Origin of the sequence: Paenibacillus sabuli (assembly GCF_014705605.1) — a bacterium.
GTDB classification, from domain to species: Bacteria; Bacillota; Bacilli; order Paenibacillales; family Paenibacillaceae; genus Paenibacillus_D; species Paenibacillus_D sabuli.
In genome coordinates this window covers 71,421-85,533 of record NZ_JACXIZ010000022.1, presented here as the reverse complement: position 1 = coordinate 85,533, position 14,113 = coordinate 71,421, and the positions used below count along the sequence as shown (strand labels likewise).

At 60.8% G+C, this 14,113-nt stretch carries 11 protein-coding genes; all 11 read left to right on the top strand.

Annotation, left to right across the window (positions count from 1 at the left end):
- Positions 1–668 precede the first annotated feature (668 nt).
- The 11 genes from IDH44_RS14185 (at position 669) to IDH44_RS14135 (ending at position 13,722) form a co-directional block, all read left to right on the top strand.
- Positions 669–1,517 (top strand): MurR/RpiR family transcriptional regulator, encoded by an 849-nt coding sequence (locus IDH44_RS14185; protein ID WP_190918686.1) that lies wholly within the window; start codon positions 669–671, stop codon positions 1,515–1,517.
- Positions 1,518–1,547: 30 nt separating this feature from the next.
- Positions 1,548–2,879 (top strand): ABC transporter substrate-binding protein, encoded by a 1,332-nt coding sequence (locus IDH44_RS14180; protein WP_190918685.1) that lies wholly within the window; start codon positions 1,548–1,550, stop codon positions 2,877–2,879.
- A gap of 162 nt (positions 2,880–3,041) precedes the next feature.
- Positions 3,042–4,076, top strand: coding sequence for a serine hydrolase domain-containing protein (locus IDH44_RS14175; RefSeq protein ID WP_190918683.1), 1,035 nt, complete (start codon positions 3,042–3,044; stop codon positions 4,074–4,076).
- Between the two features lie 43 nt (positions 4,077–4,119).
- Positions 4,120–5,031: a carbohydrate ABC transporter permease gene (locus IDH44_RS14170; RefSeq protein ID WP_317890185.1), complete on the top strand. Its 912-nt coding sequence runs from the start codon at positions 4,120–4,122 to the stop codon at positions 5,029–5,031.
- A 26-nt stretch (positions 5,032–5,057) separates the two neighbouring features.
- Positions 5,058–5,879: a carbohydrate ABC transporter permease gene (locus tag IDH44_RS14165; RefSeq protein WP_190918681.1), complete on the top strand. Its 822-nt coding sequence runs from the start codon at positions 5,058–5,060 to the stop codon at positions 5,877–5,879.
- Positions 5,879–6,712, top strand: a complete 834-nt coding sequence (locus IDH44_RS14160) for an HAD family hydrolase (RefSeq protein ID WP_190918679.1) — start codon at positions 5,879–5,881, stop codon at positions 6,710–6,712. The genes IDH44_RS14165 and IDH44_RS14160 overlap by 1 nt, the downstream gene beginning before the upstream one ends.
- Positions 6,709–7,716, top strand: coding sequence for a BadF/BadG/BcrA/BcrD ATPase family protein (locus IDH44_RS14155; protein WP_190918678.1), 1,008 nt, complete (start codon positions 6,709–6,711; stop codon positions 7,714–7,716). The genes IDH44_RS14160 and IDH44_RS14155 overlap by 4 nt, the downstream gene beginning before the upstream one ends.
- 1 nt (position 7,717) lies before the next feature.
- Positions 7,718–8,650 (top strand): N-acetylmuramic acid 6-phosphate etherase, encoded by a 933-nt coding sequence (gene murQ, locus IDH44_RS14150; protein ID WP_190918753.1) that lies wholly within the window; start codon positions 7,718–7,720, stop codon positions 8,648–8,650.
- Between the two features lie 40 nt (positions 8,651–8,690).
- Complete coding sequence (locus tag IDH44_RS14145) at positions 8,691–9,479, top strand: MgtC/SapB family protein (RefSeq protein ID WP_397326777.1); 789 nt, start codon at positions 8,691–8,693, stop codon at positions 9,477–9,479.
- 128 nt (positions 9,480–9,607) lie between these two features.
- A complete protein-coding gene (locus IDH44_RS14140; protein ID WP_190918675.1) occupies positions 9,608–11,173 on the top strand; it encodes an S-layer homology domain-containing protein in 1,566 nt (521 codons plus the stop codon).
- Positions 11,174–11,457: 284 nt separating this feature from the next.
- Positions 11,458–13,722: an AraC family transcriptional regulator gene (locus tag IDH44_RS14135; RefSeq protein ID WP_190918673.1), complete on the top strand. Its 2,265-nt coding sequence runs from the start codon at positions 11,458–11,460 to the stop codon at positions 13,720–13,722.
- Positions 13,723–14,113 lie beyond the last annotated feature (391 nt).

Sequence of the window (14,113 nt, the reverse complement as noted above, 5' to 3'; positions counted from 1 at the left end):
GCTAAGCGTTCCTCCTGTCCGTTAGAAGCTGAAGGGCGCCAAAAAACGGCGCTAAGGTGCTCCTATGTCCATTACAGCCGTCGTGTGTCTGCCTCACCTCGTTCGCCGTGCGTCATCGCCCCGTCCGGATTGCTTTGCCTCGTTCGCCGTGCGTCATCCCCCGGCTGCCTGCCCACCGCCCTAACTCCGTCCCCATGCGCCTGCCCCGGCCGCCCTAATACTGCCCGCATGCGTCTGCTCGTTCGCCCGCTTATGCCAGGATTAATTCGATCTGCCCCCGTATCGCGATGCTAATCAGGGCAAAGTGTACAGACTCGTTCCCCGTTCCCAGTAAAACGAGTATGACTGAGAAACCCCTGGAAATACTAAGTATTACTATATAATCCCGGACAAGTTTTTTTGACTTTAGCAGTCCCGAAGCAGCCCCGATTTTTCCGCTTCTTTTCAATAATGATGCAAACCTGATCAAGCAAGCCTCGCTGCGGGATTCCCGACCACGCTAACCCTGTTGAGAACGCTTTCCATATGTAGGGTATTCTGACGTAAGACAAAATAAAATTTCATTTCCCCATTTACAACATGAAATAATATTGTATAATAAGAGCATAAACGAGGAAATAAAACTTCATGAATTTCAAAATGGATTTCACGAGGAAGGATGTGCATGCATGCTTAAGGGGGGCCTGGTCAGCTTAAATTCAGCGCTGCCGACGTTAAAACCGATGGAGCGCAAGGTAGCGGAGTATATTCTCGAGCGTCCAAGCGAGGTCGTTAACCTGTCGATTCAAAAGCTTGCCGGTCTCGCAGATGTCAGCGAAGCTACCATCGTTCGGCTGTGCCGCTCCTTAAATTACAAAGGATTCCAGGAGTTGAAGCTGCGGCTGGCCGCAGATCTGTCCGGCAATGACGAGCCGCGCACCGCTTACCAAGAGATTGAAATCGACGGTCCAATCGGGGAACTGGTGGATTCGATCTCACACAACAACATGCGCTCGATTCAAGACACGATGTCGGTCTTGTCCGGCGAGAGCCTGGAGGTCGCCATTGACGCCATGTACCGGGCGCGCAAGATTGTGCTTTTCGGCGTCGGCGCTTCCGGCGTGATCGCAATGGACCTCAAGCAAAAGCTGACCCGCATCAATTATTGGTGCGAGACCGGACTCGGCGTGGACGAGCTCAAGACGCTTGCGGCCAATCTCGACGAGCGGGACGTGGCTTTCGGCATTTCGTACTCAGGGGGGACCCGGGACGTCGTCGATTCGCTTCAATTGGCAGGCGAGAACGGCGCAAAAACGATCTCGCTCACCCGCTTCGGCACCAATCCGGTAGCCGAGGCGGCGCAGACCAATCTGTTCACCAGCTCGCTGGAGAACAGCATCCGCAGCGGCGCGATGGCCTCGCGTATCGCGCAGCTCAATGTGATCGATATTTTGTACGTCGGCATTCTACGCAAGGATCACGATCGTCATATTCGTTCTCTGGAGAGCACGCGCAAGGCGATCAAACGGCAAACGTAGGATCTATTCCAAGTGGGAGGGTTACAGAAAATGAAAACAAAAAAAGCTTATGGTCTGGTAGTGGCAATGCTCGCAATCGTGTTGGTGCTCGGCGCTTGCGGCGGCAACAATAACGACGGCAATGCGAACGGCAACGCGAGCGGCAACGGCAACGCGAACGGGGGCAACGCGGAGGTGGCGGAAGGCAGCGGCGAAGACGTGACCTTGACGCTATACAGCTGGCGTCCCGAGGACGCGGAGGGCTACGCCACCATTATTTCGGAGTTCGAAGCGCAAAATCCCGGCATCAAGGTCGACTTCCAGCCGTACAAGTCGTCCGAGTACAACACGATCCTGAACAACGCTCTGCTGTCGGGCAGCGGCGTCGATCTGCTGCAGCTGCGCCCTTACGATGCGGCGACAGCGCTGGCCGATGCGGATTACCTGACGGCAGTCGGCGATCTCCCCGGGATCGATCAGCTCGACGAGCAGTATCTGAACGCGGCCAAGGGCAGCGACGGCGAGGTATACGGCGTCCCGTTCATGCTCAACAACGCGGTCATTTTCTACAATAAAACGATGTTCGAGGAAAACGGGATCGAGGTGCCGCAGACGTATGAGGCGTTCGTCGCGGTGTGCGAGCAGCTCCAGGAGCTGGGCATCGTGCCGGTTGCGCAGTCGGGCAAAGCGGGCTATCTGCTTTCCATGACGCATGCGGTGCTTGGCGAGAGCGCGTTTGGCAGCAATGAATTTGTCGATGCCGTGGTAGCCGGCGAGGCCAAATTTACGGACGAGGCATTCGTCAACTCGGTCCAACGGATGAAGGATCTGGAGCCGTTCTTCCCGAACGACTTCATCGCGATCGAGGACAAGGACGCGCAGATGATGTTCTATAATCAAGAGGCGGCCATGTACATCAACGGCAGCCATCGCCTCGAAACGTTCAAGGCCAACGATCTGCAATTCGACGTTGATTTCTTCACCGGATTCGCGCCGGAAGAAGGCGGCCAGTCGCATATCGTGACATGGGTCGACGGTTCGTTTGCGGTAGCCAAAACCTCGAAGCATCAGGAGGAAGCGCTGAAATTCCTGGAGTTCGTGGCCTCGGATTCGTTCGGCAAGCTGTTCAGCGAGACGCTGACGCGCGTCAGCCCTGTGCCCGGCGTCGAGCCGGCCGATCCGCTGCTCGCCAGAATGAAGTCGCTCAGCGTCGACAATGCCGTGCCATACCTGATCCTGGCACACTTTAACCAAGGCGCTCCTGCCTCGAAGGTCGCATTCGAAGATGCGCTGCAAGGGCTGTACCTCGACTATCTGGACGCTGCTCAAGTGGCGCAAGAGCTGCAGGATTCCGTCGACAAGTGGTTCACGCCGCAGTCATAAGCGGGACAAGGCGAAACGGGCAAGCCGTCTTTACACGGCGCAGCAAGTTTCGTTCCGCGAAATTTAGATACGTATAGGTTAATCGTATACTATCTATAATTTGGACAAATCCGGCGGGTGCGGTCCTCGCGCCCGCCGGCCTTGCCCGCGGGAGGAACACAGATGCTGAACAAAAGCGAAGCGCTGCTGCGCAGATGGGATCGCGAAGGGCTCGTTCCCGGCGGCGTGTGCTGCGTACGCGTGCAGGGCAAAACGATTTATACCGGTGCTTTTGGCGAATATTGCGACAATCACGGCATGCGGCCGATTCGGCCGGACACTCCTTTTGATTTGGCATCGCTTACCAAGGTAATCATCACGCTGCCCGTTATCTTGGGCTTGATTCAAGAAGGAACAATTGGATGGAATGAGCCGGTGTCCGCTTATTTGGACCCCTTCACGCATAAAGGAGTAAAAATTAAGCATTTATTACAGCATCTATCTGGTCTTCCGGCGGACCTTCCCATCGTACCGCGAAGCGCCGCGGGCCGCGATGTGCTGGGCGAGATCTATCGCGCCAGGCTGGAGAGCGAGCCCGGCCGCGTCGTGCGCTACAGCGATCTGGGAATGATCCTGCTGGGTGAGCTGGCGAGTCGGGTCGGTGGCCGCCCAATCGAGCGGCTGGCGCAGGAGCGGGTGCTCGCGCCGCTGGACATGCGCGGCACCGGGTACGCTGTGCAGCTGCCCGAGCTGACGGCCAGGGCGGCAGCTACCGAATATGTAGACGGCCGCTATCTCGTCGGCGAGGTGCACGATGAGAAGACGTGGCAGATGGGCGGGGCGAGCGGGAGCGCGGGACTGTTCGGCACGGCCGAGGATCTGGCCCGCTATACGGATGTGTGGCTCGACCCTGGAGCCGCTCGGCTCTTGTCGCCCGACCTTGCGGCAGCCGCGCTGGCGCATCCGCGCCAGGGCCGCGGGCTCGGCTGGGAGGTGCACCATGACGAGGCGTGGCGGCCGGTCTCCTGCGGGCTGTCCTGGCCGCCGGGCAGCTTTGGCCACACGGGATTTACCGGCACGAGCATCTGGTGCGAGCCGCAGCTGAGGCTGGCCATCGTCTGGCTGACGAACGCGGTGCATGCCGGACGCGACCGCATGCCGGTGCGCGCGCTGCGCCGCATCCTCCACGACAGCATCCGCGAGGAGCTGGGCGGATGAGCGCGAACCCGAGTCTGCAATATAGGAAGGGGCAGGACATAACGTGAGAAAACCAAAGCACATGAAGCATCTCGTGCATCTGTTTTTGCTGCCGGCGCTGGTGTTTTACGTCGGGTTTATGATGGTGCCGATCGTCTCGGCGCTGATGAACAGCTTTTTTTCCTGGAAGGGGCTGCTGCGCGACCAATTCATCGGGCTGGAGAACTTCATTCGGTTGTTCACGGAGTCGCCGCACAAGGAGACCTTCAACCGTGCGCTCGGGCACAACGTCATTTTTTTTCTCGTGCTGGTGCCGGCCAAGCTCATGGTCGCGTATCTGCTGGCACTGCTGATCAACAGCCGGATCAAGGGCAAGGAGTGGTTCAAGACCATCTTCTTCATGCCCAAGCTGCTCTCGGTCATCGTCGTCGGCTATCTGTTCAGCCTGATCCTCAATCCGTCCTACGGCGTGCTGAATACGGCGCTGCGCGCGATTGGGCTCGAGGAATGGGCCAGGCCGTGGCTCGGTCATCCCGATACGGCGCTATACACGATCATCTTGGTCGATAGCTGGTACGAATTCGGCTTCGCCGTACTCATCTTCCTGGTCGGCTTGCAATCGATCTCGCGTGAGGTGTACGAGGCGGCCAAGATCGACCGCGCGACAGGCCTGACCCTGCTGCTGCGGATTACGGTGCCGCTGTCGATGCCGTCGATTATGATCATGACGATTCTGACCTTTATCTCGTCCTTCGAATCGTTCGAATTGATCTATGCGATGCAGGGCACGTCCGGCGGGCCGTATTATTCCACCGACGTCCTGGCGCTGTACTTCTATCGACTCATGTTCAGCACGGCGGGCGGGGGAGAGGCCATCGGCCTGGGCTCTGCGCTGGCTGTCATCCTGCTGGTCATGATTGCGACGGCGACCGCCGTTTCGATGTACTTCTTCCGGCGCAAAGCCGTTGACTATTAAATTTTCGCTGGTTAGGGGGTTCGGCAATGGCGCATCGCCTGCAGCAGCTGACCAAATACGTGCTTTTGCTTTTGTTCTCGTTTATCTCGCTCTATCCGATTTTTCTGATGTTCCTGTCTTCGTTCAAGACGAGCCAGGAGATCACGCGGTCTCCGCTCGGTATGCCGCATTCGATTTCGCTCGACAATTTTATTGAAGTTTGGCACAAGGTGCAGTTTTCGGATTACTTGCTCAACAGTGTGCTCGTCAGTGTGTTCTCGCTCTTGATCATCTTGCTCGTCTCGTCGATGGCGGCATTCTATCTATCGCGTTATAACTTCCGCTGGAACGGGGCGCTGCTGTTTTTCTTCATGCTCGGCCTGATGCTGCCGATGAAGCTGGCGATATCGCCGCTCTACATGCAGCTGCTCAAGCTGGGGCTGCTGGATTCGCTGGCGGGATTGGTAGTCGTCTACGTGGCGGGGCATATCTCCTTCGCGGTGTTTCTGTTCTACGGCTTCTTCGGGACGCTGCCCAGAGATCTGGATCAGAGCGCGCGGATTGACGGGTGCAACGATTTTCAGGTTTACTACCGCATCATCTTGCCGCTCATGCGTCCGGCCATCGCGACGGTCGCGATTACCGATTTGATCAAGGTGTGGAACGACTTTTTCTATCCGCTCGTCCTGATCAAGTCCACGGGCAAGGGCACGATCATGTATGGCATGCTGCGGCTGTTCGGCGAATACGATACCGAATGGAACCTGTTGTTCAGCGGCCTGACGCTGGCTTCGCTGCCGATGATTATCGCGTTCCTGTTTGCCTCGCGGCAATTCATTGAAGGCTTGACGGCCGGGGCGGTGAAATGATGAAACGATGGATCACATTCGACCTGGACGGCACCCTGATGCAGAATCCGTTCGCAGGGTGGATCTTCCCCGAGCTGGAGCGGCTGGCGGCAGAAACGCTCGGCGAAGGCGACACGGTGCGCGGCAGCCTGATGGCCGAGCATGAGCGGATGCTCGCTGCCAAGGAGACGGTGGCGGCCTACGATTGGGATGCGATTGCCTCGCGGCTGTTCCGTTCCTGGGGCGTGCCGGGGAGCTTCAGCATTGAAGAGATGGTCGGCCGCCATGCCGGGGCGCCGAAGAGCTACCTGCTCGACGATACGGTGCTGCCGGGACTGGATCGGCTCAGGACGCTCGGCTACTGTCTGGCCGCCGTGACTAACGGGTATTACAAGTACCAATACCCGGTGATGGCGGCACTCGGCCTGACGGAGCGCTTCGACGCGGTGATTACCCCCGATCGGGCCGGCTGTGCCAAGCCGGATGCGGCGATGGGCGCCTCTCTGATCAGCGGCGGGCGCGGCGTGATCGCAGCCCACGTCGGCGACCGGCTCGACCACGATATGGTCTTCGCCCACGCGATCGGCACGCAGCCGATCCTCATCAGCCGCAGGCTCCCGGATGCGCTGCGGACGCTCACGCCGGCGGAGCGCGCGGACAGCCCGCTGCTGGAGGCGGTGCTGCGCCGTCAGGCGGAGGTCGAGCATGCCCGGCTGGCCGCTGATGCGCCGCTGCCAACGGAGTGGCTGCCGGCGGCGGTCGTCGCCGATCTGCACGAGCTGGCCGATGCGCTGCAGGCCAAGAGCGGCGCAGTCGATCCGGCCGACGCGGCCGGGAGGGAGCCGCAGCGATGACGACCGACACGACTACAGCAAGCGGCGCCTTCGTCGCCGTCGACGGCGGCGGCACGCAGACAACCCTGATCGTCGCCGATGGGGGAGGTCAGATCCTGGCCGCGGTGCGCGGGGGCTCGAGCAATATGAAGTCGCTGCCGTGGACGCGCGTCCGGGAAGAGCTGATCCGGCTGCTGGAGGAAGGGCTGCGAGGCAGCGGCGTCTCGCTGCGCGAGGTGCGCGGCATCGCTCTGGGCCTCGCCGGCGGCGACCGCAGCGAGGACAAGGCACGCGTGCGCGATCTGCTTCGCGACCGCTTGCCGGCGCAGGCCCGGGTCAGCCTCTACAACGATGCGCAGACCGCGCTCGCGGCGGGTACGCACGGACGCCGCGGCGTCGTGCTGATCGCCGGGACCGGCTCGATCGCATGCGGATACGATCCCGAGAGCGGCGAATACGTCCGGGTCGGCGGCTGGGGCTATGTAATGGGCGACGAGGGCAGCGGCTTCGACCTGGGCCGGCGCGCGCTGCAGGCGGTCATGCGCGCCCACGACGGCCGCGGGCCACAGACGCTGCTCACAGGCGAGATTCTCGGCGAGCTCGGGCTCACTGCCCCGCCCGAGCTCGTCACGGCGATCTACGAAGCGGACAATATGCGTGCGCGGACGGCTTCGCTTGCGCGCGCGCTGTTCCGGGCGGCGCGGCGCGGCGACGAGACGGCGCGCTGGATCGCCGCGGAGGCGGCCGGCGAGCTCGCCCGGCTGGTGCAGGCGGCGTGCGCCCGCTTGTCTTTCGGCGCTCGCGGCGTGCCGCTTGTCCTGAGCGGCGGCGTATTCGGCGAACCGGCGCTGATGGAGGCCTTTGCCGCGCAGGAGCCGATCCAGGCCTTGGCGCCGGAGCGGATCGCACTGGACGCCCCGCCGGTGCTGGGGAGCTATTATTACGCCCTCGCGGCGGCGGATATTCCGCTCACGCCGCACATCATCGAACGAGCAACCCGGTATTGGAGGAATGAAGGTGAATGAGATGACGAATAAGGAACCCTCGGCGGCATTGGCGACCGAGCAGATGAACCAGCGCTCGGCCCATCTGGACCAATTGAATGTGCTGGAGATCGTCTCGCTGATGAATGAAGAGGATATGACGGTGCCGCTGGCGGTGCAGCGCGAGCTGCCGGCCATCGCGGCGGCGATAGATGCGATTGTCGGCGCGCTGGAGCAAGGCGGGCGCCTGTACTATTTCGGAGCGGGCACGAGCGGCCGGCTGGGCATACTCGATGCGTCGGAGTGCCCGCCGACGTACGGCGTCAGCCCGGAGCTCGTGCAGGGCGTGATCGCCGGCGGCGCGCGCGCCATGACGCGCTCGGTCGAGGATGCCGAGGACAATCGGGAGGCGGGCCAGCTGGAAGCGCGCGAGCGGTTGCGGCCCGGCGATGCGGTCGTGGGCATCTCCGCAGCGGGCGGCGCGCCGTATGTGCTCGGCGCGATGGAGGAGGCGCGCGCGCTCGGCGCGGTGACCGCGGGACTGAGCTGCAATCACGGTACCCGGCTGAGCGCCAGCGTCGACTATCCGATCGAGGTCGAGGTCGGACCGGAGATCGTCACCGGCTCGACCCGGCTCAAGGCGGGCACCGCGACCAAGATGGTGCTGAATATGATCACGACTGCGGCGATGATTCGCCTCGGCAAGGTGCACGGCAATCTGATGGTCAACGTCCAAGCGACCAATGCCAAGCTCAAGGATCGTGTCGTGCGGATCGTCCAGCAGGCGACCGGCCTGGACAAGGCTGAGGCGGCGCGGCTCGCGGGGCAGGCCGGCGGAGATGCCCGAATCGCGATCCTGATGCAGCGCTTCGCCATCTCGGCGGGGCGGGCGAGCCAGGCGCTGACGGCCTCTGGCGATCATTTCGGTAAGGCGCTGCAAGCGCTCGAAGGCCGAGCGGAGCGGAGCGGATCTTAGCGCCTACCCAGGCTCGGCCTGATCGGAAGGAGGGATCGTCATGTTCATGGATACGGGGAGCGTATGGGAGATCTCATGGGCCGACCTGACCATCCGCATGGTGCTGGCGGCGGTGCTGGGCGGCATGATCGGCTTCGAGCGCGAGTGGAGCAACCATGCCGCGGGCTTCCGCACGCACATCCTGGTCTGCCTCGGCTCCGCGACGATCATGCTGATGTCGATCTACGGCTTCGGCCAGTTCACTTCGGAGGCGAGCGTCCGTATGGATCCGGCTCGGCTGGCGGCGCAGGTCATCAGCGGCATCGGCTTCCTCGGGGCGGGTGCGATCCTGCGCAACGGCAGCGTGATCAAGGGGCTGACGACGGCTGCTTCGATCTGGACGGTGGCGGCGATCGGGCTATGCGTCGGCGCCGGCTTTTATACCGGCGCGTTGCTATGCACCTTGATGGTGCTGATCAGCCTGTACGCGTTGAACAAGTGGGAGAAGGTGCTGCTGCGGCATCGGCGGTATCAGTCGATTGCGCTGCGGGTGGAAGATCGGCCTGACGTATGGCGTCAGATCGTCGCAGTGCTGGAGTCGCACCGCATTCATGTAACCCAGGTCACGCTCGTCCCGGATGACACGGCCGGACGCAGCCGGATTTTTGGCTTGGATGCCGGGGCCGAGGAAGGTGCCGAAGCAAGGGGAGCTACGCTGAATTTCAAGCTCAAGAGCGCGCGCCCTCACTCCTTTTTGGAGGCGGCGGAAGCGCTTGGACGCATGAAAGGCGTCTATGCGCTGAAGTCGGACAGCCTTGTCCAGGCTGCAAAAAAGGTCGAAAAAAGCTGAAAGAATGATGACGGATGGGCAAGCGCGTGCTATGATAGAAATAGATTCCAACATTTTCATAATGTGCACAAAATGTTGTGAAATGTTCGCAAATCGCGACTATATTTCTATCCAAGGGAGCCGTGTTGATGAAAAAAACTGCATCATTTGGTCTATCCGCTTTGCTGGCTATGGGACTTTTGTCCGGAATTGCAAGTGCGGACGAGCTAACCGCACAGCAAAAATTCGACGCTTTGAAGGCAAAGGGGATCTTCACTGGGTTCGTGGACGGTTCGGCCGGGCTGGACCGGAACATGACGCGCGCCCAGTTCGCTCGGATTGCCGGACTGCTGGACGGTCTGGATGTGGACACTACGCCTGCCTCCCAGACGTTCCAAGACGTCGCGCCCGGTCACTGGGCGTACGAGGAGATTGAGGCGGCTGCGAAAGCTGGTCTGTTCAACGGCGTAGGCGGCGGCAAGTTCGATCCGAACGGATCGGTCTCGAAGGAGCAGATGGCGACTGTCATGGTCCGGGTGCTGGATATCGAGACGGATGATACCGCGACGGTGGGACAGGGCGTATCGGATTGGGCACAGGGATACGTGGCCGCCGCCGTACAAGCAGGTCTGGTCGATTCGCAGTCTGACTTCACAGGACCCGCCGGGCGCGAGCAGCTCGTCGTCACCGCATACAGCACGGACGAGCTGCAGGAGACGATCCACACGGTGCGCGAAGAGAACAAGCCGGCCATCGGCAAGCTGCTGGCACTGGACGTGATGAGCGTCGAGGATAACCAATTCGGCGGCGAGCAGACGATGTCCAAGGCAGACGTGCTGAAGGCGCTCGCCTCTATGACGAATGACGAACTGGACGCGGACAAGCTCAGCTTGCCCGACAATCCGACCTTCGCCGATGTGCTGCGTGCCTACCTGCAGGCGCTTGGGTACCCGGCGTCGATGCTGGAGGATGCGGACGGTCTGGTCGACAAGGCGATCGAGGCGGGGATCGTGAGCGCGGACAGCCCGCTGCTCAAAATCCAGTCGCTGAACGTGCCGCTCAGCCGCGAATGGGGCTCCTATCTGACGGCGGGTACGCTGTTCGACGCTTCGACGGTCACGGTCGACAGCGAGGGCAACGTCGAGTTGCACGAGAATCAGCCGCTGAGCCGCACGATGAAGCTCCCGAGCGCGCCGATCGTCGTCGAGCTCGAGGACATCGAGGGCGTGCCGACCTACAGCACGCTGAACAGCGTCGATCCTTCGATCAACACACGGCTGACGCCGGTCTACACGCCTGGACCGTCGCGCGACCGGACGGCGCCGCGTATCACGGCGGCTACGATTAATGGGCACGACGTCACGGTCACTGACGGGGTATACGGCACGATCACGCTGAGCTACAGCGAAGGCTACCTGGCGAGCGGCACGATCAGCGTCAGCGAGGATGCCGAGCTGGTGATCACGTCGATCGAAGGCCTCGATCTGGGAGCCTTCTCCGGTCTGCTCACGCAGTCGCTGGATCGAGGGGCCAACTCGCTCGAGCTGATCGAGCACTTGGGCGAGATCGATGGGGGCGAGGAAGGCATCTCGGTAACGTTGGTGGACGCGTGGGATCAGAACGGGGACGGCTTGGTCATCACCGGTGAGCTGACCGACGACGCTGACAATTCCAGCGAGGTTACCTTGAAGATTGTAATTGAACAAGTCGATTAGACGGTTTGTCTCCGTGTCGGACGGATGCTGACCGCTGATCCAGTCAAGCCATGAAGGAAGGGCGCTACGTTACGTGTAGCGCCCTTTTTGTGTTGGAAAAGCGCCAACCGGCTTAAGGCTCAGCGTCCGCAATCGTGGCTCAAGGTATTCCATCCTTGGAAAAAAATTTCCGGAAACCGCTCGGATTTATTATTTTGTTGTATACTTAATAAAAAAGCGAATGATTAGCGCTTACAATGTGAATCGATGGAAGATGCGCTCCCGAGAAGAGAAGGAGGGGTCCCATGAAACGCATTCCACTGCTGTTGCAGCTGGTGCTGGTGCTTTTCGGTATTATGGCTGTGCCTACGGCTATTCTCACGTGGTACAGCGGCGAACAAATGCTCGGCAATTCCGAGCGCGCGATTGCCGATTCGGCCATGGCGGGACTGAATGCGAGTCGCAGACTGAACGAGACCGCGCTCAGTCATCTGGCGCAAAATGCGGTGCGGCTGGCGTCGACCCAAGTATTCGACCAGATTCGCAGGTACGAGACGTTCGCCGAGCTCAATGCCAAGTACAGCAACATGAGCAGCGCCCTCTCCGTGCTCGGCGAACTGCTCAACCTCAACCATCGCGTCGACGGGGTGTACGCCTCTTACTTCTATCTCGAGGGCGCGGACTATGTCATCTCTACCGACAAGGGCATCACGACGCTGGAGCGCTACGCAGATATCGGCTGGATGGACGAGGCGCTCGAAGGGCGCCGTGGCATCAGCGGCGTATGGCATGCGCGCCGCCTGGAATCAGGGATCCCTGTCGTCTCGTATCTGTTCCCGCTGAGCCGCTTGTCGACGACGACGCGCGGCGTCATCGTCGTCAATCTGCGCGAGCGTCAGGTCGGCAGCTACCTGCAGTCCTCGGAGCGAGGCGAGCAGGGCTATATGCTCATCGATGAGGACGGCAGGGTCGTCTCGCATCGGGACAAAGGCCTGCTGCTGACGGATGGTCGCGCACTGCCGCACATCCAGGACGTTCTGAGCAGCAGCAAACCGCAGGGGCACGCCTTCTACACGCAGGCGGGCAAGCGGCTGCTGTATACATGGTCGCATTCCAAGCTGTTCGACTGGTGGAGCGTGCAGGTGTATTCCGTGGACGAATTGATGACGTCAACCTACAAGCTGCAGCGCGGCATTATTCTGATCACCGCGCTCGTCATCCTCGTCGGTACGGTGCTGGCGGTGCTGCTGGCCGCCTGGCTCTCTCGGCCGATCCGCAGCCTGGTGCGTGTCATGCGGGACAAGGCGGGACTCGGCGGGGCCAATCGCAATGAGCTGGTGGCGCTGGGCAGCGCCTTTGGCCGCATGCGGGAGGAGCAGGAGGAGCTGCGGGAGCGTCTGAAGGAGCGCGAGCATGATACGCATCGCCTGGCGGTCCACAATCTGCTGCGCGGCGAGGTGACAGAGCAGGCCTTGGCGATGTTCCCACAGCGGAGCTATGCCGTTGCTGTCGCCGCCATCGACCGCTATCGGCGCTACGTGTCCAAGCATAGTCCGGAGACGCGCAGCTACCACCGCTATCTGGTCATCGATGCCTGCGAATCGCTGCTGCCGGAGTGCCTGCGCGTACGCTGCGTCTACCAGGGCGAGGGCAGCTTCGCCATCCTGCTCAATGCCGCGTCTGCCGATTGCAAAGACGAAGCGATCGGAGAAGCGATGCGGCGGGTGCGCGAGCGCGTGCTGGAGCTGCTGGGCCACTCCGTCACCATTGGGGTGAGCGCATGGACCGATGCGGCCTCCGGAGTGCCTCGGCGGCTCGACGAGGCGCTGGAAGCGGTCAAGCAGCGCATGATCCGCGGCAGCGGCTGCCTGATTCGCTGGGAGGAGCCGGCGAGCGGCGAGAAGTATGTCTACCCGGCCCATCGCGAGCGGCGCATCGTCAATTATATGGATGCGGGCGATCTGCCGCGCCTCCTCCTGGAACTCGAAGGCCTGCAGGAGGAGATTATGGCGGCGGAAGGCATTTCCTGCGACAACATTCTTTTTATCTACAATCAATTGCTCGGGGCGACGATCCGCCATCTGCGCGAGCATAATGTGAACACGACGCGGATGTATGCCGGTCGAGGCAACGTGTATTCGGCCCTGGCCGCGATGGAGACGCTGGATGAGCTGCATCGCTATACGCGCGACTTTTTCACCGAGACGGTGCGGTATCTGGCGCGCGAGCGCGGCGCCGGCGACTCCGGTTACGGGGACAAGATTCTCCGCTATTTGCAGACCCATTACGGCGAGGAGATCGTCTACGAGGAGATGGCCAGGACGATCGGCATCAGCTACTCGTATATGCGCAAAATTTTTTATGAGCTGACCGGCAAAAGCCTGATCGAGTACACGAACATGCTGCGCATCGAGCAGGCGAAGCAGCTGTTGCTCGACACCGATTGGACGATCGCACGCATCGCGGCCGAGGTCGGGTATGCCAACGTGCAGAGCTTTAACCGCTTCTTCCGCAAGTTCGAGGGCATGCCGCCCAGCGGCTATAAGGCGGTCAAGGCCTCCTCGTCCTAGAAATTTGGTGAAAAAGTAGAACCGCCGTGCCCGAAATGCGTTTCCGTATGCTCCCGTAGCGATGTTTCTTCGAAACATTGTACCTCCCCGATTTCTCGAATTCTGACCCCTCTAGATGAAGAAATCGGGGAGCAAGATGGCGGGCGCTCAAACGTTCTGCAAGAACGTACTTCGAAAGCATTTGCTTTTCTCCAACGCAATTTCGGCCACTCTGGCACTTTTTCACCCTATTTCTAATCGCATGAGGCTGCTCGTCCGGGCAGCTTCATTTTTGCTTACGGGCTTCATTTTTGATTTTACGATCAAAAATGAAGCCCGTAAGCAATAGTCAGGATTTACGAACGCAAAACGGAAGCGGTATCCTAAGGCCAGCCTCGCCAAGAAGCCACGC

Coding starts and splice junctions, on each gene's coding strand:
- IDH44_RS14180 (WP_190918685.1), top strand. CDS start 1,548: ATGAAAACAAAAAAAGCTTATGGTCTGGTAGTGGCAATGCTCGCAATC.
- murQ (WP_190918753.1), top strand. CDS start 7,718: ATGACGAATAAGGAACCCTCGGCGGCATTGGCGACCGAGCAGATGAAC.
- IDH44_RS14185 (WP_190918686.1), top strand. CDS start 669: ATGCTTAAGGGGGGCCTGGTCAGCTTAAATTCAGCGCTGCCGACGTTA.
- IDH44_RS14140 (WP_190918675.1), top strand. CDS start 9,608: ATGAAAAAAACTGCATCATTTGGTCTATCCGCTTTGCTGGCTATGGGA.
- IDH44_RS14135 (WP_190918673.1), top strand. CDS start 11,458: ATGAAACGCATTCCACTGCTGTTGCAGCTGGTGCTGGTGCTTTTCGGT.
- IDH44_RS14165 (WP_190918681.1), top strand. CDS start 5,058: ATGGCGCATCGCCTGCAGCAGCTGACCAAATACGTGCTTTTGCTTTTG.
- IDH44_RS14175 (WP_190918683.1), top strand. CDS start 3,042: ATGCTGAACAAAAGCGAAGCGCTGCTGCGCAGATGGGATCGCGAAGGG.
- IDH44_RS14145 (WP_397326777.1), top strand. CDS start 8,691: ATGTTCATGGATACGGGGAGCGTATGGGAGATCTCATGGGCCGACCTG.
- IDH44_RS14160 (WP_190918679.1), top strand. CDS start 5,879: ATGAAACGATGGATCACATTCGACCTGGACGGCACCCTGATGCAGAAT.
- IDH44_RS14155 (WP_190918678.1), top strand. CDS start 6,709: ATGACGACCGACACGACTACAGCAAGCGGCGCCTTCGTCGCCGTCGAC.